At 47.7% G+C, this 23,904-nt stretch carries 24 protein-coding genes; 9 read left to right on the forward strand and 15 right to left on the reverse strand.

Annotated features, from left to right (window positions below; translation table 11 throughout):
* Positions 1-87 precede the first annotated feature (87 nt).
* The 5 genes from AC5ELV_RS16010 (at position 88) to AC5ELV_RS16030 (ending at position 4,573) form a co-directional block, all read left to right on the forward strand.
* Positions 88-618 carry a cysteine hydrolase family protein gene (locus tag AC5ELV_RS16010; RefSeq protein ID WP_493430960.1) on the forward strand — a complete coding sequence of 177 codons (531 nt, stop codon included), beginning with the start codon at positions 88-90 and terminating at the stop codon, positions 616-618.
* A gap of 614 nt (positions 619-1,232) precedes the next feature.
* Entirely contained in the window at positions 1,233-2,417 is a 1,185-nt protein-coding gene (locus AC5ELV_RS16015) for an acetyl-CoA C-acetyltransferase (RefSeq protein ID WP_493430961.1), read from the forward strand.
* Between the two features lie 55 nt (positions 2,418-2,472).
* Positions 2,473-3,213, forward strand: coding sequence for an acetoacetate decarboxylase (locus AC5ELV_RS16020; RefSeq protein WP_039269579.1), 741 nt, complete (start codon positions 2,473-2,475; stop codon positions 3,211-3,213).
* Between the two features lie 41 nt (positions 3,214-3,254).
* On the forward strand, positions 3,255-3,920 hold the full coding sequence (locus AC5ELV_RS16025; protein ID WP_493430962.1) for a CoA transferase subunit A: 666 nt from the start codon (positions 3,255-3,257) through the stop codon (positions 3,918-3,920).
* Positions 3,917-4,573 carry a 3-oxoacid CoA-transferase subunit B gene (locus AC5ELV_RS16030; RefSeq protein ID WP_493430963.1) on the forward strand — a complete coding sequence of 219 codons (657 nt, stop codon included), beginning with the start codon at positions 3,917-3,919 and terminating at the stop codon, positions 4,571-4,573. Before AC5ELV_RS16025 ends, AC5ELV_RS16030 begins: the two co-directional genes overlap by 4 nt.
* Positions 4,574-4,861: 288 nt before the next feature.
* Here AC5ELV_RS16030 and AC5ELV_RS16035 read toward each other — a convergent pair whose 3' ends face one another.
* Together AC5ELV_RS16035 and AC5ELV_RS16040 are read right to left on the reverse strand one after the other, a co-directional pair.
* The gene (locus AC5ELV_RS16035) at positions 4,862-5,041 is read right to left on the reverse strand and encodes an H-type small acid-soluble spore protein (RefSeq protein WP_493430964.1); all 180 of its coding nucleotides are present in this window, start codon (positions 5,039-5,041) and stop codon (positions 4,862-4,864) included.
* Between the two features lie 54 nt (positions 5,042-5,095).
* Positions 5,096-5,335, reverse strand: a complete 240-nt coding sequence (locus AC5ELV_RS16040) for a hypothetical protein (RefSeq protein ID WP_493430965.1) — start codon at positions 5,333-5,335, stop codon at positions 5,096-5,098.
* Positions 5,336-5,546: 211 nt separating this feature from the next.
* Here AC5ELV_RS16040 and ku point away from each other — a divergent pair, with 211 nt between their 5' ends.
* The gene (gene ku / locus AC5ELV_RS16045) at positions 5,547-6,461 is read left to right on the forward strand and encodes a non-homologous end joining protein Ku (protein ID WP_493430966.1); all 915 of its coding nucleotides are present in this window, start codon (positions 5,547-5,549) and stop codon (positions 6,459-6,461) included.
* Positions 6,462-6,483: 22 nt separating this feature from the next.
* Here the strand turns inward: ku and AC5ELV_RS16050 are convergent, their stop codons facing one another.
* The 8 genes from AC5ELV_RS16050 to AC5ELV_RS16085 all read right to left on the reverse strand — a co-directional run bounded on the left by AC5ELV_RS16050 (position 6,484) and on the right by AC5ELV_RS16085 (position 15,354).
* Positions 6,484-8,307 (reverse strand): ABC transporter ATP-binding protein, encoded by a 1,824-nt coding sequence (locus AC5ELV_RS16050; protein ID WP_493430967.1) that lies wholly within the window; start codon positions 8,305-8,307, stop codon positions 6,484-6,486.
* Positions 8,308-8,449: 142 nt separating this feature from the next.
* On the reverse strand, positions 8,450-9,943 hold the full coding sequence (locus AC5ELV_RS16055; protein ID WP_493430968.1) for a nucleotidyltransferase domain-containing protein: 1,494 nt from the start codon (positions 9,941-9,943) through the stop codon (positions 8,450-8,452).
* A gap of 28 nt (positions 9,944-9,971) precedes the next feature.
* Positions 9,972-10,457, reverse strand: a complete 486-nt coding sequence (locus tag AC5ELV_RS16060) for a lasso peptide biosynthesis B2 protein (RefSeq protein WP_493430969.1) — start codon at positions 10,455-10,457, stop codon at positions 9,972-9,974.
* A 1-nt stretch (position 10,458) separates the two neighbouring features.
* Positions 10,459-10,761, reverse strand: a complete 303-nt coding sequence (locus tag AC5ELV_RS16065; protein WP_493430970.1) for a lasso peptide biosynthesis PqqD family chaperone — start codon at positions 10,759-10,761, stop codon at positions 10,459-10,461.
* Positions 10,748-11,791 (reverse strand): serine kinase, encoded by a 1,044-nt coding sequence (locus AC5ELV_RS16070; protein ID WP_493430971.1) that lies wholly within the window; start codon positions 11,789-11,791, stop codon positions 10,748-10,750. Before AC5ELV_RS16070 ends, AC5ELV_RS16065 begins: the two co-directional genes overlap by 14 nt.
* A gap of 191 nt (positions 11,792-11,982) precedes the next feature.
* On the reverse strand, positions 11,983-12,111 hold the full coding sequence (locus AC5ELV_RS16075; RefSeq protein WP_134902123.1) for a paeninodin family lasso peptide: 129 nt from the start codon (positions 12,109-12,111) through the stop codon (positions 11,983-11,985).
* A gap of 52 nt (positions 12,112-12,163) precedes the next feature.
* Complete coding sequence (locus AC5ELV_RS16080) at positions 12,164-14,089, reverse strand: asparagine synthase-related protein (RefSeq protein ID WP_493430972.1); 1,926 nt, start codon at positions 14,087-14,089, stop codon at positions 12,164-12,166.
* Complete coding sequence (locus tag AC5ELV_RS16085) at positions 14,086-15,354, reverse strand: sulfotransferase family protein (protein ID WP_493430973.1); 1,269 nt, start codon at positions 15,352-15,354, stop codon at positions 14,086-14,088. The genes AC5ELV_RS16080 and AC5ELV_RS16085 overlap by 4 nt, the downstream gene beginning before the upstream one ends.
* Before the next feature lie 214 nt (positions 15,355-15,568).
* Here AC5ELV_RS16085 and ligD point away from each other — a divergent pair, with 214 nt between their 5' ends.
* On the forward strand, positions 15,569-16,471 hold the full coding sequence (ligD, locus tag AC5ELV_RS16090; RefSeq protein WP_493430974.1) for a non-homologous end-joining DNA ligase: 903 nt from the start codon (positions 15,569-15,571) through the stop codon (positions 16,469-16,471).
* Between the two features lie 69 nt (positions 16,472-16,540).
* On the opposite strand, the gene AC5ELV_RS16095 is transcribed toward ligD, so the two are convergent.
* Entirely contained in the window at positions 16,541-17,485 is a 945-nt protein-coding gene (locus AC5ELV_RS16095; RefSeq protein WP_165176433.1) for a YitT family protein, read from the reverse strand.
* A 195-nt stretch (positions 17,486-17,680) separates the two neighbouring features.
* Positions 17,681-19,111 carry a cardiolipin synthase gene (gene cls / locus AC5ELV_RS16100; protein ID WP_493430975.1) on the reverse strand — a complete coding sequence of 477 codons (1,431 nt, stop codon included), beginning with the start codon at positions 19,109-19,111 and terminating at the stop codon, positions 17,681-17,683.
* 122 nt (positions 19,112-19,233) lie between these two features.
* On the opposite strand from cls, the gene AC5ELV_RS16105 reads away from it, so the two are divergent.
* Entirely contained in the window at positions 19,234-20,265 is a 1,032-nt protein-coding gene (locus tag AC5ELV_RS16105; RefSeq protein ID WP_493430976.1) for a M23 family metallopeptidase, read from the forward strand.
* A gap of 45 nt (positions 20,266-20,310) precedes the next feature.
* Positions 20,311-20,772 (forward strand): bactofilin family protein, encoded by a 462-nt coding sequence (locus AC5ELV_RS16110; RefSeq protein ID WP_493430977.1) that lies wholly within the window; start codon positions 20,311-20,313, stop codon positions 20,770-20,772.
* A 39-nt stretch (positions 20,773-20,811) separates the two neighbouring features.
* Here the strand turns inward: AC5ELV_RS16110 and AC5ELV_RS16115 are convergent, their stop codons facing one another.
* From AC5ELV_RS16115 to AC5ELV_RS16125, 3 genes are all read right to left on the reverse strand, one after another.
* Complete coding sequence (locus tag AC5ELV_RS16115) at positions 20,812-21,897, reverse strand: AI-2E family transporter (RefSeq protein ID WP_493430978.1); 1,086 nt, start codon at positions 21,895-21,897, stop codon at positions 20,812-20,814.
* 242 nt (positions 21,898-22,139) lie between these two features.
* Positions 22,140-22,922, reverse strand: coding sequence for an ABC transporter permease (locus AC5ELV_RS16120; RefSeq protein WP_493430979.1), 783 nt, complete (start codon positions 22,920-22,922; stop codon positions 22,140-22,142).
* Positions 22,915-23,835 (reverse strand): ABC transporter ATP-binding protein, encoded by a 921-nt coding sequence (locus AC5ELV_RS16125; protein WP_493430980.1) that lies wholly within the window; start codon positions 23,833-23,835, stop codon positions 22,915-22,917. Before AC5ELV_RS16125 ends, AC5ELV_RS16120 begins: the two co-directional genes overlap by 8 nt.
* Positions 23,836-23,904: the final 69 nt, after the last annotated feature.

Genomic DNA, 23,904 nt, shown 5'->3' on the forward strand with positions numbered 1-23,904 from the left:
TTATTATATAGTTCACCTTATGTCGCCGCAAGGCATGAAGACATGCTATTGTAAGTTAGATGATACACACAGGGAGGGATTGAAACGATGGGGCAAACCGTTTTACTCATGATTGATGTTCAGCAGGCGATGTTCATGTATGATGAGAAGCTGTATCGTGAGCAGGAAGTTGTAGCGCATTTGCAGCAGCTTTTGGACAAAGCCAGAGCTACAGGTACACCAGTGATTTTCGTACAGCATACCGATGAAGCGGATGAGGATTTCCGAGAAAACAGTGTAGGCTGGGCCATCGCCGACGTGGTGCGTCCTCTTCCTCATGAACGAATTGTCCGTAAATCATCCTGGGACAGCTTTTACCAAACTGAATTGGGCCATATGCTGAAGGAACTGGGGGCCGATCAGCTCGTAATCGCGGGGATGCAGACCGAGTTTTGCCTCGACACGACTTGCCGAAGCGCCTATAGTCTGGGATACCAGAACAACGTGCTCGTATTGGATGCGCATAGTACATTTGATAGCAAGGTGCTGAGTAGTGAACAAATTGTAGCACATCATAATGGGATGCTTGGCAATCGTTTTGTGCGTTTGCTCGCTACGGAGGATGTACATTTTTCGTGAGTTGTTGAAGTAAACCTTTACGTTCCATGCCGACTGCTTTCAAGCAAGTCGGCCTCTTTTTTAGTTCATGTTGAAAACCGCCCTTTCGAGTGACACCGTTAACAAGAAACAAGCTGGCACAATATGACGAAGATCATGAATATTGAAAGGCAAAGCCGTCTTCAGAAAATTCTGAAGGCTTTTTTTATTTCCCAGCTGAGTTAGATGATATTTGCGAGGAAAACTTTTTTACGTATGGATTGTAACTTTCATTTTTAACAGAAAATTCAATTTATGATCATGTTTTTCAGAAAAAACAAGAAAATAACAGAAAACGTTAGAATGGCCTAATTATCGTGGCCTATATGACCCTATAAACATCTGTACATAGATATGTGTAAATATTTGGACATTGAGCAAAATCTGCATTAGAACTATGATAAAACTGGTTTTAATTTCCAATGAGAGAAGGCGATCGAACCGTCACACTCACTGTCTTAGGCACCATGATATGCCCGCATGCAAATATATCTTGCAGTCGCTACGTCTCGTAGGTTAAGAGCGGAAATTACCAATTGAAGTGCAATCATGGATGTATTGTGTTTTGAACACAGCGAAAGGAATGTGAGTTTTTAATGAAAAAAGTAGCTTTAGTCAGCCCGTTAAGAACAGCGGTCGGCTCTTTTAACAAAACCCTTGCGCCTCTAAGCGCTTCCGAACTGGGAGCAACCGTGATGACAGCATGCCTTCAGCAAAGTAAATTAGAGCCTTCTTTGATTGATCAGATTTATTTGGGAAATGTTCTTCAGGCGGGCAATGGGCAAAATCCTGCCAGACAGGCGGCATTAAAAGCCGGTATCCCTATTGATGTACCCGAAACAACGATAAACACGGTTTGCGGTTCAGGACTTCATGCCGTTGCTTTAGCTTACAATTCAATATTGGCTGAACAAGGCAACATCGTCTTGGCCGGAGGCATGGAGAGCATGTCGAATGCCCCTTACCTGCTAAGGAATGCAAGAAACGGCTACAAACTTGGTAACGGTGAGTTGGTAGACTCCCTGGTGGCCGACGGCCTTACGTGCCCGATCAACCATTACCATATGGGAATTACCGCAGAAAATGTTGCCGATAAATATGGAATTTCAAGAATGGAGCAGGACGAATTTGCCTATCAAAGCCAGATAAAGGCCGTAGAAGCAAACAACAAGAAGCTTTTTGAAGAGCAGATTGTTCCAGTTATGATCAAAAACAAAAAAGAAACTATTTCTTTCACAGAGGACGAACACATAAGAGGAAATACAACGAAAGAAAAACTTTCTCAATTAAAACCTGCATTTAAGGAGAACGGAACGGTTACCGCCGGGAATGCTTCGGGAATCAATGATGGCGCGGCGGCCGTGCTTGTAGTGTCGGAAGACAAATGTAAGGAACATGCGTTAAAGCCAATGGCATATATCAAGGGTTATTCCCTTGTTGGCGTTGACCCTGCATATATGGGAATGGGGCCAGTGAAAGCCATTTCGACACTTCTGAAGCAGCAAGGTATATCCATCGATGCCATTGATCTTTTTGAAATTAATGAAGCGTTTGCCTCACAAGCATTAGCGGTAGTGAAAGAGCTAGGGGTCAGTCTGGACAAAGTGAATGTCAATGGCGGCGCGATCGCGATCGGGCATCCTGTCGGGGCCAGTGGTGCTAGGATATTGGCTACGTTGGTTCATGAAATGGTGCGAAGATCTTCACGTTACGGCATCGCCTCGTTATGCATCGGAACAGGAATGGGCATAGCGATGCTGGTTGAAAATGCGCTCATTTAAAGTGCGTGTTCAAGATGACTTTTAGAACTACCTCTTAAAAGGAAGGGAGACCGTTATGAATCAAAAAGATGTACTTTCACTCCAATCCATGCCTGCGGCTAGCGGCAGCTACGGGCGCCCGCCATACCGCTTCATCAACCGGGAATTTTTTATCATTACCTATGAGACCGATCCCGCTGCGATTAGACAGGCGGTCCCGGAACCTCTTCAGCCGGATGGAAGCAATACGGTTTCCTATGAATGGATCAAGATGCCCGATTCATCCGGGTTAGGAAGTTATGAGGAAAGCGGTATTGTCATTCCGTGTACTTTTCAAGGAGAACCCTGCAATTTTGTCGCCCAAATGTATTTGGATAACGCGCCTGCTATTCTGGGGGGACGCGAAGTCTGGGGATTTCCGAAAAAATGGGCAAAGCCTCGCTTGATCGTTGAGGAGACGGAGACACTGACGGGTACATTGCATTATAACAACGTCCTGGTGGCCACGGGAACTATGCCTTTCAAATATAACATTCTTGATGAAAAGGAAACGGCAAAAGCCATCGCAAAAACGCAAGTTAATTTAAAGTTAATTCCTGATGTTGACGGTACCCCCAAAATCGCTCAGTTAGTAGCGTATAATCTTGAGAACATTACTGTAAAAGGAGCCTGGTCAGGGCCTGCCAGATTAAGCCTAATCCCCCATGTCAACGCTCCTGTGGCAGATTTGCCGGTTAAATCTTATATTGGCGGGAAACATTTTATTGCTGATTTAACGCTTCCATATGGAAGAGTCCTCTACGATTATCTTCAATAAAGTTTGCTTTCCTAAAAATATATATATAAGGAGAAGGAACCATGAATAACAAAGTAATCTCCGCTGAAGAAGCAGTTAAGAAGGTCAAAGACGGAGACACGGTGATGGTCGGAGGTTTTCTGGCAGGAGGCTTTCCGGAGGAGCTGGTTCGTGCGCTTGTCGACACCAATCCCGCCAGCAATCTTACGATTGTTTCCAATGACACAGGCACACCGGAATTATCTATCTATAAGCTTGTAAAAAGCGGCAGAGTAAAGCGGATTTTTGCATCCTATATCGGCTCCAATCCGGAAACGGGAAGGCTCCTGATGACGAAAGAAGCGGAGGTCCAACTCTTCCCACAAGGCACGCTCGCTGAAAAGATACGCGCAGGAGGAGCCGGTTTGGGCGGGGTTTTAACACCTGTAGGTGTAGGCACCGTTGTAGAGGAAGGAAAACAGAAAATAGAAATTGATGAAAGGGAATATTTGCTCGAACTCCCGCTCAAAGCGGATGTGGCGCTAATCAGAGCCCATAAGGCTGATGAAGCGGGGAATCTTGTCATCAACGGCTCTTCACGTAACTTCAATATGGTTATGGCTACAGCGGCAGAGTATGTAGTTGCTCAGGTAGACGAATACGTAAAGACGGGTGAAATTGACCCCAACCATGTCAACGTTCCCGGAATATTTGTCGACGCAATTGTAAAGGTGGGTGAAAACGCATGAATAACAGAGAATTCATTGCTCGAAGAATAGCCCAGGAATTCAAAAGTGGTGAAGTTGTCAACCTTGGTGTCGGATTGCCTACAATGGTAGTGGACTATATCCCCGAGGACATTCATATTATGCTGCAAGCTGAGAATGGAATCCTCGGTGTAGGCCCCAAAGCGGCTCAGGGAAAAGAAAGGCTCGATTGTATCGATTCAGGTGGAAACTACGTTACAACTATGGAAGGAGCATGCTTTTTTGACAGTGCACTTTCATTTTCCATCATCCGCGGAGGGCATGTGGATATCACCGTGCTAGGCGCCCTGGAGGTCGACGAGAAAGGCAACCTTGCAAGCTGGATGATCCCTGGAAAAAAGGTGCCAGGTATGGGGGGAGCCATGGATTTGGTAGTTGGAGCCAAGAGAGTGATTGTAGCCATGGAGCATGTGAACAAAAATGGTGCGCCGAAAATACTGGAACAATGCAAGTTGCCCTTGACTGCTGTAAATGTTGTAAAGACCATAGTAACCGAAAAGGCTGTCATCGATGTTATTCCAGGTAAAGGGCTGATGCTAAAAGAAATTGCTCCGGGTTTGTCGGTGGAAGACGTTCAATTAGCAACAGAGGCTAAACTGATGGTTTCACCACATTTGAGGGCCATTGCAGTGTGAAGTCATGGGAACGGACTAGCCCTTAAGGGGAGATAGAGACTGACCCCTGTTTGTAAGACAGGGATCAAAACAGCATATCATTATTACAAATAAGGTTCGCTAATTGCTCATTGAGCAATTGCGAGCCTTTTGGTGTTGGAGTGGGACCATTCAAGCAGCATTCTACGATGAAAGCCTACAGCTGTCCAAGATCTTTCTAAAGAGGATGCTTCCAAAAAGAATTCCCGCTAAACCTTGAGCCACCATACACCCCATACTATGGGAAAAAATCTGTTTGGTGCCTCTCTCCTATTGTTCTTCCAGACGATCCACACGGACGGTTTGGGTATTGCCGGGTCTGCTGCCTATCTGTACCGTTGCCATACCGTTCGCTTCGTCCACATGCTCAATCCAGATCGGTTTGCCATCCAATTGTACAGAAATATTTTCAGATGAATCATAAATGGCTTTTGCTCGGTCCACGTTCATGCTATTCTTCCCTCCTGATTGTTGTTGTGTGCATTCATTCAGAAATATAGGTCACTAGTCTTCATCTATAATCCGTTCAACGTCTAATGACGGAAAGCTGTGAGAAGGAGAGGTTGAAACTACAGCCTCCAAATCCACATGAGCCACAGCTACGGGAAAAGGCGGCTGGATTCCATGGGAAAGGGCAAACTCGGGCGGCAATGCATCCTGTTCGCCTCCGGCGGGTCCCCGAAAGGCGATATGGCTTTGACCCACACGTTGCCTGATTTGCCGAGGATAGGATTTTTCGGACATAAATTGTGTACCCCCTTTTGAATCGGATATGCCTTACTATGCACCAAAATTGCTGTAACCATTCGCAAGCGTAAGCAATTCGCAGCCTTCATTCACACCTCATACAATCACTTGTACGAAGCATACTAAGTGAAAATCATATGCTCATATCCCGGGGTGCCCGGAATCGAAGGGTACAAAATGCGGATTAAAGAAAAGGAGGACTGGCGGTATGCATACGGTCTGGAAAGGCGCGATCAGCTTCGGGCTGGTTCATGTGCCTGTTAAAATGTTTTCAGCTACGGAGGATAAGGACATTTCCATGCGTTACATTCACAAGGAGTGTGGAAGCCCACTTAGCTATGTACGAAAGTGTCCCGTTTGCGACAAGGAGGTTGAGTGGGAGGAAATTGGTAAAGGCTACGAGTATGAAAAAGGAAAATTTGTCATGTTCGACAAGGAGGAACTGGAGCAAGTTAGCGGACAAGCGGATAAAAATATCGTGATTTTGGATTTTGTTGATTTGCAGGAAATTGATCCGATTTACTTTCAGAAAACGTATTATTTGTCCCCGGATCAAGCCGGCTCCAATGCCTATAAGCTACTCATGAATGCGATGAAGGATACCGGAAAAATCGGGATTGCCCAAATCTCCATCCGCTCTAAAAGCAGCTTGGCGGCGATTCGGGTGTTGGATGAATGTTTGGCGGTGGAGACGATGTTTTACCCCGATGAAATTCGTCCCATTGCTCAAGTTCCTAACTTGCCGGGGCAGGAAGAGGTTAAAGAGAAGGAGCTGACCATGGCAAAAATGCTGATCGATCAACTATCTACACCTTTTGATGCAGCAAAGTATACGGATCAGTACCGCGAGCGTCTGCTGGATCTTATTCAGCATAAAGTGGCGGGTGAAGAGGTGCGAATTGCCCCAACCCAGCCTCAGACCAATGTAGTAGATTTAATGGCCGCCCTTCAGGCCAGCATCGAGGCAGTGCAACCTGTGGTTACCGATCCCGGCCCTGCCGCAAAAAAACGCTCTGCGCGTAAACCAGCAGCCCCAACAGCACAGCAGGCTGTTGCAGGCGAGAACATCTCTCCGACTCCGGTCAAAAAGAAAAGAAGCACTGCTAAACGTAAAGAAACTTAAGCCGAGTTGCAGAAAAGTCTGGTTAAGGGGTGGCGGTGACACTGCTTTGATACGAGAGTAGCTGACTGAACGCCCCCCGCTCCTCTTGTTCCAGTTGGCGGTAGTTCCCCTGCTGTATGACCTCACCTTGATCCAGTACGACAATTTGATCCGCATGTCTGATGGTCGACAGGCGGTGAGCGATGACGATCAACGTCATTTGACCTTTCATCCGTTCCAGTGCTGCCTGAATTGCGGCTTCATGCTCACCATCCAGCGCACTTGTCGCTTCATCTAGTATAAGTACCGGAGGATGATGCAAGACAGCCCGTGCTAATACTAGCCGTTGACGTTCTCCTCCAGACAGACGAATCCCGCGATCTCCAATTACCGTGTCCAGCCCTTCGGGCAGTCTGGATACAAAGCTGTCTGCGGCTGCAAAATGTAACGCTTCCCATAGCTGCTGCTCACTAGCATCCTTATCTGCCAGCATCAAATTTTCGCGGACAGTCGCATGAAATAGAAATGGGTCTTGTGACACGTAGCCAAACGACTGCCGCCACTGGGGCAACAATTCGTCATCCAGAACAAGCCCGTCTATTGTAATCTGCCCCCCAGTTGGACGTAAAAAACCCATCAGGACATCGACTATTGTACTTTTACCTGCTCCCGATTTCCCTACAATGGCTGTCATTCCCCGGGCGGGTATGAACAAATTAATATGACGCAGTGCAGGCTCTGCTGCACCATCGTAGCGATAATCCAGATGGCTGCATTCAATCCCATGACGAAGGGACAGGGGTTGCCGTGCAGATGCAGATGATAGTTTGGATGTAAGTCCAATCAATGACGGATCTGTGAAAACTTCGCACTCTTGTTGCACCTTGGTGACACTTTCAAAAGCGGAGATCATAGACATGATGTATTCCAGACTCGCTTGAATAAGAGCAAATCGGGGCCATAAGCGGGAAAATATAAGAATCAGCACAATTAGTTTTTCAGGTGTAACATGCAACCACTGCAGCGATATAAATATGACACAAGCGACAAAAACAGCTGCCGCTGTACGATGAAAAAACTGTGTGGTTGCATTTTGCCGGACAAATTGGGTCGTATTATCCTCCATTCGTTGCGTCAGGGAGCGAAACCAATGGATATTGGTCACTTCCAACAGATTGCTTTTTATATCTTTCATGCCGTTCATGTGATCCGTAATTCCAGCAAAATAAACCTGCGACAGCGCAGTCGTACGATCACCTAATTGTTTGGCATTTCGTATGGAGCGGCGGAACACGATAAACAGCCCCAATCCACTCAGAAATACCAGTCCGGTTAAAGAGGGGGATAACCAAAAAGCCAGCGCAATCTGGATCAGCGTAAACATGACGGCTGTAGTCAGTTGAAGAAGCAAATTCGTTCCCTGACTGACACGCGCCAGCTCGGTCGTCATCACATGGCTAAAATCAGATTTACGCTGACGCAAATAAAAAGTCCACTGCGCCTTCATAAAGGAAGTGTACACATCTATTCGAAGAGAACGCATAAAACGCTGCTGAATCCGCGAATTCAGGATGAATTGGTAACGCTGAAGCAAAGCCTGCCCTGTAAGCAGCACTACAAAAACCATCAACATCCCCGGCAACAGCCAGCTTTTAGGTACGAACGGCAAAAAATGATCCAATCCATCAGACAGAAATGGCATCCCTGAATGACCGACAAATACGCCGATGGCCGCCAGCATAGGAACAAGCATATAAATGCCAAAACCCTCCAGCAGACTGACAATGATCATACACCCAATATTGAGAAATAATGCACCGCCGTTCACGCTATACAGCTTTGTCATATATAATCGTAGGTGAACCATAATGCACACTCCTTATCCAGGATTTTGCAAAATTTGATTCCAGTCGCTCCAAAGCGCAATATATAGACGAACTAGACCATTTCGATCTATATATTGTTCATTGAAAGCCGCTTATTGGATTTTTACAAAATCCTCTATCGAGTCAGTGCTTTGAAAATCGCCGCTTCAGCCAGAGAAATGGACGTAAAGGGATATACAAAAAATGCAGCTGGCGAGGCAGTGGAAAAACGATCGAATCGCCCGTAGAAGGAAACAAACGGCTGATAAGATACCATAGTCTGTGTCTTGGCTCTTTTAAGGAAAGCAAGTAAGTGCGGCTGATCGGCTGATAGACAGCCCTGTTTTTGGTCATGACTTGGCTGGAGGCAGCAGCTGGAGTCATCGGGGCACAACTGGCAGCGGTGCTCATCGGGCTATGATCGTCGTTACTGGCATCTTCCGTGATGCTAGTAACGCCACGGGTGGCAAGCATGGCTGCTTCGCCAGAGGTACTGCATACTGAAGGACCGCCATCCGGAGGGGCGGCCTCCGCTTGCTCTGCCAATGCTCTGCTGTGCAGCAGCTCTGATGGAGCAAGCCTACCTGTATCCGACCCGTGGGCAATCGGGTACGGTGCGGGGACGCTGGCCTGCATGAAGGCCAGCGCGCTCAACGCGAGCCTGTGCGCCTGCCGGGTAGCCGATACCGGACGCATCGGCTCCGGTATCGGCGTACCCAACAGCGCAGCGGCGAGCGCCCAAGCCTGCCCGCCAGCAGGCAGGCCCCCGTAACGGCGCATCATCGGCAGTAGCGCCTCCCAATCGACAGCACATACCGCAAGCCTGTCGATGTCAACCAGCCAGCGCAGCCTGAACCATCCGTGACGCGCACCATGCGCACTCAAGTACAGAAATTGATGCTCGCTGCCAAGCGTATACATACAGGACGTCATCGCAGTCCTGTTGTCGGCAGGTGCCAACGGTACCATCCGACTGGCTCCTGTAGCTTTACCCATTTGCCGACAGCTCCACAGCTCGTCAAAAGAGGGTTCCCCACCCCCATCCGGGTGAAGCCGCCAATGCAACTCCATCTCTACCCGTTTTTGCGGATGCAGGTAGGATGCATGATGGTCCTTCCATTTCCAACTGCCAAGGACACGCACTTCTCCGCTCTTGGGCGCATATCCGGCTTCCTTCATCCAATGCTCAGCCTCATCCATATCGTCAGGGGCAATGAGTAAATCGATGTCCTTGGAGGTACGCAGAGAAACATCCCCGTACAATTGCTGCGCCAGAGCAGGACCCTTCAGCATAAGCACACGGATTCCATGAGCTATGAGCAGCCTGGTCAGACGCTCGGCTTCTGCTTGAAGATGGAGCATGCGAAGCGTGTTTCGCTGATACTGTGCCTGAAGGTTTCGTAGCAATTCTGCGGGAATGAACGGATGATTCAATGTTTTCAGTTGGAGATACACCGTAGGTACCACTCGATGGTGCTCAGTTAGACGTAAAAAGCGGACCCAATCCATCTCACGCAGGTGGTAAGCAGCAGTTGTATCCTGCCAATGAGAAACGTCTTTCCCCAATAGAGAGAGTAACAACGTTAATTCTTGATCCTCATTCCAATTCGCAAGTTCCAAAATAGACTCGGTGGGCATGCATTCTTCTCCTTCTTGTCTCATCGCATTAAAGCAAAGAACTACCTTTATATTCCATATTCTTATTTGTAGCCGTCACAGCACGTCTCCCGAATATCCCCACCACCGTAAATGCTTCCATCTCCCGTTTCCCCGTAACATAAATCGGTCCGCTACGTACCCATGCATGTGCAGCCAAGCGTCCAGCGGCATTTTTGGCTGTGCCCAGATACAGTGTGCAGTCCAGTTTTCTGCGCCCCAGCAACGTCATCGCCGCAGCGGCTTGTACAAGACAACTACTGCGCCAAGGAGTATAACGGCTTGCCAACTCCACAGCATGTGAAATCTGCTGAATGGACTTCTCCTGCCCGACATCACACTGCCATGGAGTTTCTTCCATACATATGCCCCAAACCCTTGAGTAATCCACAAAAGAACGACGCTGGCGTAGCCTCGCCCATCCCAGCTCCAGCCAGGCTTCCGGCAACAATCTCCTGACTTCTGGGGACAGGAGAAGAAGCCGTTGTATCCGCATGTTATACCGACTCCCGTAGGATCTTTAACAGTCCTTCCCGCTCCAACTCCGCCACAAAGGTATGTACCTGCTGTCTGCACTGTTCCTCGTCCACCTCATATTCATTAGTCAGGACAGTTACGATATCGCCAAGTGAAGGACTGGATTCTGCCAGTTCCCAGATTCGTCCTCCTGTGAATCCTAAGTTGTAATATTTACCGGTGTTAATGCTCATCATCACTTTTTCTCCGTCCATATCACTGACATAGACCTCTTCATTGTAAATGACGCGATAATAATCCTTAGCTGGATTAGTGGCTGCCATAACTCTTTTCCTCCTTACGAATGAGTTCAAGTACCCGTTGTACAACCTCGGACGCAGTAAAGACGGAACTATCCCTCAGCAGCCGCCAGCCCTCCACTTTCCGAGCCATCCGGGCCGCTGTATCAAACGACCATTCACTCAAACCCATTCGCGGAATAATCACCCTACGATATGTATGTTGTAGTAATGTATGCAAGCACTCCAGAACGTTCAAGGGCTGTTCCGTAACCGCCACTAGCTCCCCTTCGCACATCAACGCACGGGTTGGGGAATCTGCCACTAGCTCGAATACGCCCCCTAAGGGCAGCGGATCGTTATAAAATTCATCTACGGTGGGTACGGCATATTTATTCAGCTCACCTGCAAGCATACGCAGATCTGTGTATTGTGGCATTACAGAATTGTCGTCAGTTAGGGACTGTATGTGCTTTCTTTTGCGTACATGCTTGCTCTCCCGTAAAGCCTCCAGTTGGAGTAAGCTTTCAAGCCCCAGCTTTTGCTGCGGATAAGCTGGATACACGATGACTGAGGAAATCGTAGCTTCTACAGCAATCACGTCATCACTAACCATCTGATAACCTGCCTGTCTAAAAGCAGCAGCCAGTGTCGATTTCCCCGTACCCGATTCACCCACAAATGCGTAGGCCCTCCCCCCGATGACGACCGCACTTCCGTGAATAGGTAATATTCGTCTTTGCATCAGCAGAACACCCATGCATGTACCCAGCACAAACAGCCGCACGGTGTCAGGATCAGCCCCGGAGAATATACTTACCTCGATCTCCTTGCCTCCCCTGACGGCATAAATGGCCGTGCCTGGTATTTGAAACATAAATCGCCCATCCAGCATCACAAAATTGGCCTGCTCCAGCTGACCACTCCATGCAGTCAAATCAGCCTGTCGAAGGACTACATCCTCTACCACTTCTGGTGCTGCCAGCATCAGCTCAGGCAGATTCAGCTCACTCGCAATCCTGAGTCCAAAGGCTGTATATTTCGTCCAACTGACATTTGCACTCCTGTCATGCACGGTAGGACTCACTCCTCTGTCCTTAAAAATCCCGTCTTTATTTCTTGGGCAACACCTCTAACCCGAAAGAAATAAAGACGGCTGTGTATTGAATACGAGTCCAATGAATCATGCTATTCTCGTTCATTCAATCGTTATCGGCCCAGCTGTCTGGCTTCCAGTCCAACATTGGCTGCATGTATAACCATCTATTAGCTTGGATTATAGATATCGGCATCGTGGTCAGACACCCAATCAATCTGTCTCCAGCCTTTACCCGCCATGGTCTGGCTAATATCCAGCACCTCTATCGTCGGTTCCTGCCATTCTTTTTTACTCATTTCATCACCTCCCCTCCAACGAATGGCGAACTGTCTGACCGGATAGGTTCGATCAGTTCAATCCACAGAGAAAACGGTACACGATCAGGCTATGCATAAGTAGTCTTAAATTCGGATCAGACGCCTGCTCAGGGCCGGGGTGGTGAAGTTTCGCCATAGCCGTCTTAATAAACTCAATATTGAGATATTCGGCGGCTCGTAAATCATGACACATCAGTTGAAGCTCTCCCATAAACGTATCCCAGCAAGGAAGCATACGATGTAGCCAATCTGCAGGCTGCACGCCGCGTACCCGCTGGTTCAACCGAACATCATCAGGTAGATGATCACGCATGGCTTTACGAATGAGGGCACGGTCCCTACCATTTTGCACATACTGCTCAAAAGGCACCGATAAGCAAAAGCGAATTACCCGGCTGTCCCCAGTCGGATCACGTTCCCATAGGCCATAACGTAGTGAAAGTTTCGTCGCGACCACACCATTTTTGTTGGCAATCGCCAAATTTGAGAACTTCTCTTTTCTCGTCTGATCGGCATTTTTCATCCAACCTGTTCCGCTCAATACAGGAATATCTTCTACATTCATCCGTTGGGCAAACTCTGGGTGAATCAGTGATGGAACGGGACTTCGATTGCCATGCCGCAGCCATGAACGAGGTTCAAGTGAAGTCGCTTTCTTCAACATCACGGGGAGTAGATGAGACATACGTCTGCCCGTAAGCTTGCTGTACCGCCTCAATCCCTGAAAGGATTGCAACCAGTGCAAACGACGAAACTGACGGGCATAATAGTCCAGTGCAGGGCCCCACGATACGGAAAAATTGCCTCGTGCCCCGGTCAACAGCACACCGACATTGTGTTCCTGTGCTTTTTCATAAAAACCTCTGATCCAGAAGGAGTTTTCAAAATATTTGTAGGGAGCTTCCATCAATTCCAACCAAATATCAATTTCTGAAAACGGACTTTTTCCCTCAAAATCCATATAGTTCTCCTGAATGTTGCCCACATAGCGAGCCGTAGACTGAATATAGCTTCGTTCGTTCGCCAGCAATGTAGGCGGTGTCCAGTCAGTAAAATCTTGAACAGGCACATAGCTGTAGGCATGCAACGGCTTGTGTTGCAAGTGCAGCGATGGCGCGGCAAAGCTGGCAACCGCTCCAGAATCCAGCCCTCCGCTCAAGGCAGCCCCTACAGCGCGATTCGTCCGTAGTCGGGCAGTGACCGCTTGTGTGAACACCTCGCGGAAAGCTTCTATGTACTCGCCCCCTGTTTTGAGCCGCAGTGGCTCTACCTCATCCAGACATGCATATTTATGAAGGGTTCGCTTTCCCTCCTCCATAGTGAACCAATGTGCAGGAGGAAGCTGATTGATATGCTTGTAGGCGGTCGTTCCGATATCGACGGATTCCTGCATGGAGCGGATGGACAAAAATTCGGCCAGCCATGGTTCATGCAGTTCTTTTCGCAGAGAGGACAGGGCTAAAAGCGGAGCGACTACCGTGCTAAACGCGAATCCTCGGTCATGCTGGTAGATGTACAGCGTACGATTGCCTGTCATATCTCGAGCACCATATAATCGATGTTCCTTGGCATCCCAAATGACAAAGGCAAAATCACCTATCAGATACCTGGCTGCCTCCACTCCCCATTTGTCATATGCCAGCAAAATCAGCTCGCTGTCCGTGATATCCTGTCGCCGTTCCTGCTCAACTCCCAGCCGTTCAAACAGCTCGGAACGATTGTCAATAATCGCATCCGCCGTGATTGCCAAATCTCTTATCTCATCATAGAAGGGAAGACGCTCATGGACAGATTCCGGGGTCACATGCTGGGCATGACAACCTAAAAAAATAGAGCCTTCACACCAAGCGCATACGCGGTCAGCGGGATATTTTCGCAGCGCTTGCATCATTTTCCCGCCTTCTTCAGTGCATACGGACTCATGCCCAAAGCTATAGATTCCGGCAATCGCACTCACGTTCTTCCCCCTTTTTCTTTTCCTATACTTGATAACGCTACAGACGCCAAGTGCCTGAGCTTACGGGTAAAGATGCTGCGAGATCGGAGACCTTGATTTGGGCGTTGATAGCTTTGGAGCTGAGCGATAAGACGGTTCCGCTCCTCATAGCTATGTGCCAATCTGTTTTCCAGTGATTGGATCCGTCGATCGTTCGCGATCTGGTCCACATGCATCCTTGCCGGATCTTGAGGTGCAGTATGACGGGTTGCATTTATCATGAGTTCTCTGTTATCTGCATCCTGTTCTTCCAGCATCCGATAAGCTGCCTTCCATTCAAAGCCGCTTTGCTGGAGAAATTGTTGTGTACGTCGACTCAGCAGCTCTATATCCGGCTCATCTTCAAAGCGGACTCCAGTCATCTGTTCTGCCTGCTCCAGCGCTTCCGCGTAACCAAGTTGCTTAAACATGCGGGACCCAATGCTTCTGCAATACAGTTCAATTTCCGTTTTACTCAACAAATGTTGCCAGCTATGTACCGAATCCTGATGCACCTGTTCATGCTCTCCTACGAATGGATCGCCCGCTCCCATACTATAAAAAAGACTGGATTTGGGCGTATCCGCAAAGTCCCCGTACTTTTCCATCCCCGGTTCATACTTGATTCCCAGAAAACCGCACAGCTTCTCGATCTCCATCGTTGGATTGGATACGAGCTGTTCATACCTAAGCGGGTATGCAAGTGAATGAGGTGCAGCAAAATAATGAGCGTAACGGAACAAACCCACCGTAATATCCGTCATTTTCATATTAAAATGCGGACTCCCCAGTTCCTCCAGCAGTTGAAAGCGTCCGTTCCGTAGCTGATTAACCTTTTTGAATGAGGCCACAATGGCCAAAGGATTTCGGATAAGCCACAACCTGCGGGCAGCAGGGAATAAACGGTCTATAAATTCCAGCACCGTATAGTAACGCGGGGATTTGTCGATAAGCATATCTGCTGTTGTTCCTTGAAGCAAACCATTATATATTTCAAGTGCATACGAACGGGAGGCCTGCTCCAATACGTCGGAGGGGACCATACCTTTAAAAAATTGCCGGAGTATCCCTGTTCCTCCATATGGCCGAGCATGTGACTGCGGAAGATCATATAAACTGAGCAGGAACCACATTTCCTGCGTGGCAAACAGGCGGGAATGGTTTTGCAAAATGGCGGTAAGCAGCGAGCTTCCACTCCGAGGGACACTTAACAGGAATACCAGCCCTCCGCCTTGCTTTTCAATCAAGCAAACTCCTCCTCTACCTCTGCTCAAGACACTTTGATAGATACATATCGTATTTTTTATTATAAATTTATGATACATAATGTATCTTGTCAATCCCTTTGATGGATAAATTCAGCACTTCACGTTCATGTTAAACCATATGTAGATCTATAAGCTCAACAATCAGCCTGTAAATAAAGATTTTGCTGCATGTTAGCCAAAGGAGGATAGCACTATGGGACAAGCTGTTAAAGGTACTATTACCATTGAAGGTCAGGAAATTCCTATCACCAACCCGGATAAACCGCTGTGGCCTGAAGCAGGCGTGACTAAGGCGCTATATCTTCGCAAGCTTGCGGTATTAGCTCCCTTCCTGCTCAAATATTGCCATCATCGTCTGCTGACCGTCATCCGCTGGCCACATGGGATTCACGGTGATTTTTTTTATCAGAAAAATGCCCCACGTCCTCGGCCGGACTATATTGAAACCGCTCTGCATGATGGTATTGAATATATCGTGCTCGGCAAATTGCCACAACTTCTCTGGCTTGGTAATCAAGCTGCGTTGGAATTCCACCCCTCTCTGCACGAAGCGGGAAGCAAGCTGCCCTGTGAATGGATGATTGACCTTGATCCATCCAGAGAGGTGGAGCCACGTATTATGGAGGCAGCCTCTATTGTCGGCGAAGTACTGGCTTCGCTTGGTTTAGATTCCGTCCCCAAAACATCCGGGGCCACAGGTGTACAAATTATCGTTCCGATCCGTACAGGCATAACCTTCGACGAGCTTCGCAGCATCGGACTGCTAGTCGGACAATTTGTGACGGAAAAGCACCCGCATCTGTTCACACTCGAACGGTTAAAGAAGGATCGTGGAACAGCCATCTATTTTGATTATTTGCAACATTATCAGGGGAAAACTCTGGCCGCTCCTTATACCCCGCGGGCACGCCCCGGCGCTACGGTCTCCACTCCGCTAACATGGGAAGAGGTACGGCAAGATGTATCACCACTTGACTACCATTTGCTGAATATTGAGGAACGACTAAACCTGGTAGGCGACTTGATCGACAAGGTTCCTCCCCAGCCCGTAGAAGACGTCCTCAAGCATATGCGCACCAAGGCACACCGAACCTGATCCATGCTTGGAAAAACAAAAAAGGGGACGAACCCCGCAGCCATTAGGCTGAGAAATTGTCCCCTTGCGCTAGTGAATTCCTTTTTTCTTAAAACGTCCGCCCTTCACATCGTGAATGTTACCGATCGCAACGAAAGCGTGCGGGTCCCAATCTTCAACGATGCTCTTCAGCTTCGCTTCCTCTAGACGGGTAATGACGACGAAAATCACTTTCTTGCTTTCGCCCGTAAAGCCGCCTTCACCTTCCAGATAAGTTACGCCCCGTCCAAGACGGTCCGTCAGGGCATCCCCGATATCACGATATTTTTCACTAATAATCCAGACCGATTTGGACTGATCCAGACCCTCAATCGTAATATCAATCATTTTCATGGCGATATAATAAGCAATCATGGAATACAGGGCATTCGGCCAACCGAACACAAAACCTGCACTTCCCAGAATGAAGATATTAACGAACAGGACGATCTCACCGACCGAAAAAGGAGTTTTTTCACTGACAAGAATAGCTACGATCTCTGTCCCATCCAGCGAGCCGCCGGACCGAATCACAAGACCCACCCCAACACCGAGAATGACGCCCCCAAAAATAGCGCCGAGCAGCGGTTCGCCAGGAGTCAATGCACTTACATTGTGAAGTAACGCGGTTCCGATGGACATAACGACAATACCGAATAATGTGGATAAAGCGAAGGTTTTACCGATTTGTTTGTAGCCGATAACTAAAAATGGAAGGTTCAACAGGGTCAGGAAAATACCGAGCGGATAGCCAGTAATCTTGGAGGCCATGATGGAAATACCTGTAACGCCTCCGTCAATAACGCCGTTAGGAACCAGAAATATTTCCAATCCCACTGCCATCAGAGCCGCACCAACGACAATCATGGCTGCACGCTGAAACAGGCGTTTTACTTTGTTCTTCGGATTAGCTGGAATTTTGCTGATCTTGGTCAACTCTCCGGTCACATCTGTGATCTCAGACAGATTTTGGACTTCCTTACTCACTACACTCATATATAAATCCCCCCGTTACAGTATGGTATATTGGACTGAAAAAGGGGCTGCTATCCGCAGTCCCCTCTCCTTTACCGCGCTTGTGTTATATGAATAGTATACCATAAAACTGTGATTTTGCGCAAAAAAGTTAGCAAAGAGCACATAAATCACAATAAAGTGGGATTATAGCGATAAAAACGTCGAAAACCGCCTTTAAAGGAGTGGAGAGAGCATGCGAGTTAGAATTTCAGCTATTTTCTGAGATCGAGGCCGTCTGCGGAACACGTTCAAATCTATGCGTGAAGAGTTGGAAATGTCCTCTACAAAATCTGCCGAGAGCCGTTCCAACGCTGAATTAGCAAAAACTATAGCGGTCAACTCAAAATTATAGAAAAAGCTGCGCATGTCCATATTGGCGGTCCCGACCGAGCCGAGTAAATCATCGACAATCACCACTTTGGCGTGAATAAATCCTTTTCGATATTGGTAGAACTCCACCCCTGCCTCCAGCAGTTCTTGCACATAGGATAAAGACGCCAGATGAACCAGCTTCGAATCGGATTGGTAGGGAATAATAATTTTCACATCTACGCCACTGACTGCTGCCAGCTTGAGCGCCTCATAAATCCCCAGATCGGGAATAAAATAGGGCGTCGTAATCCAAATCCGCTTTTTGGCAACTGTGAGCGCACCAAAACACATTTCCTGAATCGTATCCCATACCTGATCGGGACCGCTGCTCAATATCTGTACTTCCTCATCCCCAGTGCAGGTATGTGGAGGAAATAAATTCACATCCATTAACCTCTCGCCTGAGGCCAGCTTCCAGTCGCTAAGAAATGCATTTTGCAGAAAATAGACGCTATCTCCTTCAATCTGCAAATGCGTATCCCTCCAAAATCCCACTTTGGGGTATTTTCCGAGATAATCGTCGCCTACATTTATTCCCCCTACAAATCCGATCATGCCGTCCACCACCACGATTTTTCTATGATTGCGATAGTTAATTCGGCGGTCCAGCGTGGCGAAAAACGGAGGTAGAAAATAATGAAATTCCACTCCCGCCTCACTACAGGTACGAATAAAGGAATAGGGCAAATGGTAGCTTCCTACACCGTCCACAACGAATCGTACCTTTACTCCCTCACGTGCCTTGCGGATCATGACCTCTTGAAACTTTCTTCCGATTTCGTCAGCCCGAAATATGTAAAACTCCACATGGATATGATGTTGCGCTTGTTCCATCGCTTTCAGCATAGCCTCGAAGGTTTCTTCACCGTTCGTCAGCACACGTGTGCGATTACATCCAGTCAACGGGTTTTCCGACATACGAATTAACTGGTTAAACAGACGCTCCTGATGCTTGAAATGAGGATTATGCATTTGCTCCACATGTTCAATCACTTTGGATTGCGCCCACAGACGCTCTCGAAATTCACGAAACAGCTGCGATCCCCCTTTTCGGACCATTTTGCGCTTCTGATAATCCTGTGCAACAAAGTAGTACACGACAAAGCCAATGAGCGGGAAGCAAAACAAAATAAAGAGCCAGGCTACCGCTTTGGACGGCTTGCGAAATTCAAAGAGCAGGATCGTCCCGGTCTGAAAAATAAAAACAATTAAAACCAACAGCAACCACAGCATGTCTAAGCCTCCTTATATATCTCAGTTTTATACTAAGCTCCAATTTTTTTGACATGTTTGCCTCTTAAGCTGAATAGATAGTAACCAAGCACTATAGGAGCGATGTCCGGAAAGGAGCGATTATGAAAAAAGGAAGCCTAAATCGCCGGATGACCCTGCTTGTTATTCGGGATGCACAGCAACCGCCCAAGCAGCTACAATGCTCTACTGCCGCTGTCATTCTCGTCCCGACTCTTGTGATCGCCTCTATCTCTACACTCGTGATCGGGCTGCAAATCCGTTCTTCCCATATTATTTCCCAAATGGAAACGAATCTTGCTGTCCAGAGTTTGCAGATGGAGGTCACGGTAGCGGACAAGGATGCAGCCATTGGGCGACTACGGCAGGAAGTCATGGAGCTGACGAATCAAGCCACCAATATTCGTGAACGCCTTCAGCGCGTAACGGAGCTGGAACAGCAAATGCAGCAATTCATTCGTAAACACGGAAACTCATCTGCCACAAGTAACCATAAAACGACCATGACGCCGCTCTCTTGGGATGCTTCCGACCACATCGGGGGCGAACTGATCGCAGTGCATGAAAATACTGCTCTCCTAACTCGCCAGGCAATGGATGATTTTCAGGAGATCGAATCTCTGTTGGATACGGTGGAACGTACGGTTCCCCGCTCTATTCAGCAAGCAAATGCCGTACAGCAGAATCTGGAGCGCAAACAAGCCGCACAGCTACTCCTGACTCGTAGGCTGGCTCTTGCCGAGCAAGGGAACCCCTCCGTTTGGCCTGTAGGTTCACGGCGAATGACCTCCAGCTTCGGCTATCGCAGCGACCCTTTTACGGGCAGATCTGCCTTCCATTCAGGCGTGGACATTGCCGGACAAACCGGTGATCCTGTCTATGCAGCAGGAGCAGGCACGGTCCTGGAGGCTGCTTCTAGCGGAGCCCGCGGCAAGTGCATTATCATCCAGCATCCTGACGGACTCCAGAGCTGGTATATGCACCTAAGCGGCATGCAGGTGGCTCCGGGAGAACGTGTCCACAAAGGACAGACCATCGGTCTGCTGGGAAGTACCGGGAGAAGCACAGGACCTCATCTTCATTTTCAGATCGTCAAGCATAACCAACCTGTCGATCCATTACTGTATGTACAATGAGGACTTTTCAAAATCCTTATAATAAAAGATTGGGGGAAAACCATCATGTTCAAGGAATCCAAAAGAAAGCTCTCTGCCCCTGCAACGGATACACTGCTCGCTAACGGCACCAGCTTTGAGGGTACGGTTGAGGCAGAGGCCAATATTCGGATTGACGGTCATTTTCAGGGCGATATCCACAGCACTCGTACTGTCGTCATTGGAGAATCTGCTGTTGTACGTTCAGACATCATCGCACGGGACGTCATTCTTGCCGGTAAGGTGTTCGGCAGCATTACTACAGAAGGACGACTGACCATTACGCCGACAGGTGAACTGTACGGAAATACGGCGACCGCTGCATTGGTCATTTCTGAAGGCGGTGTACTGGACGGCACAAGTCAAATGAACCGAACAAAGGATGTAGAATTGTCAACTTCTACAGTTGAGTCAAACGACGAAACCCAATCTAGTTTCAGCAAAGACAGGGAGGACAGCCAAACAGCTCTGCAATCCGAAGCAGGATAAAATCAGTATATACTCCTTTAAATCCAGTGCATTCTCCATTCATTCCATAATATCCTCCACTCTGCGTTCCAAAAATAATTGGTATACCTTGCGTATGACGATTTTTCCGCACATATACAATGGAATCACCAAAATGATACCCAGAATCCCGAGCAGGTCGCCACCAACTAACAGTAAAATAACGACAGTCAACGGATGAATATCCAGCTGCTTGCCAAAAACTATAGGTGACAGCCAATTATCCTGAATTTGCTGTGCAGCGATCACTACGACCAGCGACCAGAGCGCCATCGAAGGTGATTCGAGAAATCCAATAATAACAACAGGTATAGAAGCAGCCACTGCCCCCACATAGGGAATAAAATTAAGAAAAATTGAAATAACGGCGAGCAGCAAGGCATAAGGCAAACCAATAATTAAAAATCCAAGGAACATCATCACACCTAACGCGACATTGATCAGCACCCGACTGACGATAAAGCTGCTGAGTGCACTATCGATATCTTCCATAACCTCCAACGCGTCCTTGTGATATTTTTTAGGAAAGAAGTTTAGCATTTTAGGGCCAAACCTGCTCCCTTCCTTCAGCATGTAATAGAGCAATATTGGAAAGGTAGCCAATACGATAAAAAAGTAGGACACGAACGATACCAGCTTTACCGAATAATCAGACAGTGCGGAAAAAGCTTCGTTCAACGTATCTGACAGTTGTGACAGCGGGTCTTCACCCGGAGGCAGCACTTGTCTCAAGGATTGATTATGCCGCCATTGGCTCAATTGATCAACCAGACTTTTAATGAGCTTCGGCGCATTTTCAAATAGATTGGTTACTTGATCACGCAGCGTAGGCCACACACCCCATGAGAAAACAAACAATAACACTCCAATGACCAAATAAATCAGCAATATGGAGATAGATCGTTTGATTTTCCTCCGTTCCATTACATCTACAATTGGTCTCAATAAATAATAGAGGAAAAAAGATAGCATTAACGGTACCACCAGCAAACTGACCAAGGATACGAGAGGACTAAATATAAAACTTACTTTGGTGCCCAAGTAAATGATGAGTAATAGCATGACGATACCTGTAGTTACACGAAAAAAACGATTATTTTGCAGCATACCATTAGCCCCCTCTGTTCTGTTTCTCTCTACCTCTTTAAACGCAAAATGACCCTATTGATTGATTCTTGCTGAAAATAGATTACAATATACCCCTTGTACGCAGAATGTGTAGCAAAAAATGACCTAGATACAGGATAAAATAGTGTTAAATGAGGATTTTGCAAAATCCTGAAATAACAAAAGGACGTCCAAATGCTAGGCATTTGAACGTCCTTTGTGTAACTCTAAGGCACTTCGATTTAGGTTGAAACATCCCGTTTTACGAAAACCACCCAGGCAATGGCGATAAAAATCACATAATAAGCGGCCAGCACGGTGAGCGAAAAGGTTAGACTGGAACTTACCGTACCCGGTGGCATATCTAGATACTTTTTCAGATCCATATGCGTAAATAGTACGTATTTGGTCCATTCAAAACGATCTGTGCTGAACAAGCCAATAGAGTTATAGACTGTTTTGGTGAACATCATGAACAGCGACAGCCCAATCGCCAAGGCACTGGAACGGAAAACAGCGGACAGCATAAAAGCAAAGGCCATCGTCACGAATAAGGCGATATAGCTATACAAAAAGTTCAGCGTTACGTAAGATATCGGATCACTGAACAGCGGAACAGAACCCGCTGGTGCATCCTTGGATAACATCACCCATGAGGACAGCGTAACCATCAAGATCAAAATGATCGTTCCGAGCAAACTGAACAAAATCACGGATATATATTTAGACAACAATATTTTGCTGCGAGTCCAAGGTCGGATGAGCAGCAGCTTAATCGTTCCCCAAGTAAATTCACCAGCCACCGAATCAGCAGCTACAATGACCGTAAAGGTCGTATTAAGGAAAAATGTAAACAACGTCGTTAACGCAATACCATCCCATACACTGACCTGATCGGAAACCAGGGAAATCAGCATCGGAATCGCAGCAGTGATGACCGCCAGCAACCCCAGCATAATCCATGTGCGCACACGCAGGTAAATTTTCAGATTTTCGTTATGTACCAGCTTGAAGAAATCACCCAATGAACCCGCCTCCCGTCACTTCCAAAAATTGATCTTCCAGCGTACGGGCAACCGGGCGAATCGCATATACTTTAACTCCGTTTGCAGCCAGCAGGCTGTTCATCTCTGCGATCTGTTCCCTCTCCAGGTGAAGCAGCAGTTGATTACCTTCGACGCGCCCTGCTCCAGCAAGCGCATAAGCTTGTTCGGCATCATTTACCTCAAAAGCAATTTCCGCCGTCTGCACTTCCTCCCCTGTATTCTTCAGTTGCTTGATATCAACCAGCCGTCCGCTCTGAATAATGGCTACACGGTCGCACATCAGCTCCATCTCGGACAACAAATGGCTTGATACGAACACAGTAATTCCTTCCGTACGGGTCAATTGACGCAAATAATCCCGCAGTTCACGAATACCCTGCGGGTCCAAGCCATTGGTCGGCTCGTCCAGCACGAGTAGCTTCGGTCGATGCAAAATCGCCTGAGCTACCCCAAGTCGCTGCCGCATCCCGAGCGAGTAGGTTTTTACTTTATCGTGAATCCGGTTTCCGAGTCCCACCAGACGAATCGCCTCTTCCACGCGCTCTTGGGTCACGCCGGGAGACATTCGCGCAAAATGCTGCAAATTTTGATAACCTGTCAAAAACTTGTACATCTCCGGGTTCTCAACAATCGCGCCGACATGGGAAACAGCCTTTTCAAAATCGGTATTAATGCTGTCTCCACAAATATGAATATCGCCCTTGCTAATCGAAATCAGGCCAACCATCATACGGATGGTGGTCGTTTTTCCCGCACCATTGGGCCCGAGGAAACCAAATACCTGCCCCGCCGGAACCTCCAGCGTCAGATCATCCACAATCGCTTTTGAGGAAATGATTTTACTCACACCCTCCATACGTATGACGGGAACCTGTCCTGTCGCTTGCTGCATGCTATGAAACTCCTTCCATCCGGAGTGAAGCTGTTATCCATTTTACTGTACATTTCCGGTTTTGGAAGT

The organism is Paenibacillus sp. NMA1017 (genome assembly GCF_058895805.1).

Excerpts from the sequence above, each read along its gene's own strand:
- AC5ELV_RS16010 (WP_493430960.1), top strand. The coding sequence starts at position 88 with ATGGGGCAAACCGTTTTACTCATGATTGATGTTCAGCAGGCGATGTTC.
- AC5ELV_RS16015 (WP_493430961.1), top strand. The coding sequence starts at position 1,233 with ATGAAAAAAGTAGCTTTAGTCAGCCCGTTAAGAACAGCGGTCGGCTCT.
- AC5ELV_RS16020 (WP_039269579.1), top strand. The coding sequence starts at position 2,473 with ATGAATCAAAAAGATGTACTTTCACTCCAATCCATGCCTGCGGCTAGC.
- AC5ELV_RS16025 (WP_493430962.1), top strand. The coding sequence starts at position 3,255 with ATGAATAACAAAGTAATCTCCGCTGAAGAAGCAGTTAAGAAGGTCAAA.
- AC5ELV_RS16030 (WP_493430963.1), top strand. The coding sequence starts at position 3,917 with ATGAATAACAGAGAATTCATTGCTCGAAGAATAGCCCAGGAATTCAAA.
- AC5ELV_RS16035 (WP_493430964.1), bottom strand. The coding sequence starts at position 5,041 with ATGAACGTGGACCGAGCAAAAGCCATTTATGATTCATCTGAAAATATT.
- AC5ELV_RS16040 (WP_493430965.1), bottom strand. The coding sequence starts at position 5,335 with ATGTCCGAAAAATCCTATCCTCGGCAAATCAGGCAACGTGTGGGTCAA.
- ku (WP_493430966.1), top strand. The coding sequence starts at position 5,547 with ATGCATACGGTCTGGAAAGGCGCGATCAGCTTCGGGCTGGTTCATGTG.
- AC5ELV_RS16050 (WP_493430967.1), bottom strand. The coding sequence starts at position 8,307 with ATGGTTCACCTACGATTATATATGACAAAGCTGTATAGCGTGAACGGC.
- AC5ELV_RS16055 (WP_493430968.1), bottom strand. The coding sequence starts at position 9,943 with ATGCCCACCGAGTCTATTTTGGAACTTGCGAATTGGAATGAGGATCAA.
- AC5ELV_RS16060 (WP_493430969.1), bottom strand. The coding sequence starts at position 10,457 with ATGCGGATACAACGGCTTCTTCTCCTGTCCCCAGAAGTCAGGAGATTG.
- AC5ELV_RS16065 (WP_493430970.1), bottom strand. The coding sequence starts at position 10,761 with ATGGCAGCCACTAATCCAGCTAAGGATTATTATCGCGTCATTTACAAT.
- AC5ELV_RS16075 (WP_134902123.1), bottom strand. The coding sequence starts at position 12,111 with ATGAGTAAAAAAGAATGGCAGGAACCGACGATAGAGGTGCTGGATATT.
- ligD (WP_493430974.1), top strand. The coding sequence starts at position 15,569 with ATGGGACAAGCTGTTAAAGGTACTATTACCATTGAAGGTCAGGAAATT.
- AC5ELV_RS16095 (WP_165176433.1), bottom strand. The coding sequence starts at position 17,485 with ATGAGTGTAGTGAGTAAGGAAGTCCAAAATCTGTCTGAGATCACAGAT.
- cls (WP_493430975.1), bottom strand. The coding sequence starts at position 19,111 with ATGCTGTGGTTGCTGTTGGTTTTAATTGTTTTTATTTTTCAGACCGGG.
- AC5ELV_RS16105 (WP_493430976.1), top strand. The coding sequence starts at position 19,234 with ATGAAAAAAGGAAGCCTAAATCGCCGGATGACCCTGCTTGTTATTCGG.
- AC5ELV_RS16110 (WP_493430977.1), top strand. The coding sequence starts at position 20,311 with ATGTTCAAGGAATCCAAAAGAAAGCTCTCTGCCCCTGCAACGGATACA.
- AC5ELV_RS16115 (WP_493430978.1), bottom strand. The coding sequence starts at position 21,897 with ATGCTGCAAAATAATCGTTTTTTTCGTGTAACTACAGGTATCGTCATG.
- AC5ELV_RS16125 (WP_493430980.1), bottom strand. The coding sequence starts at position 23,835 with ATGCAGCAAGCGACAGGACAGGTTCCCGTCATACGTATGGAGGGTGTG.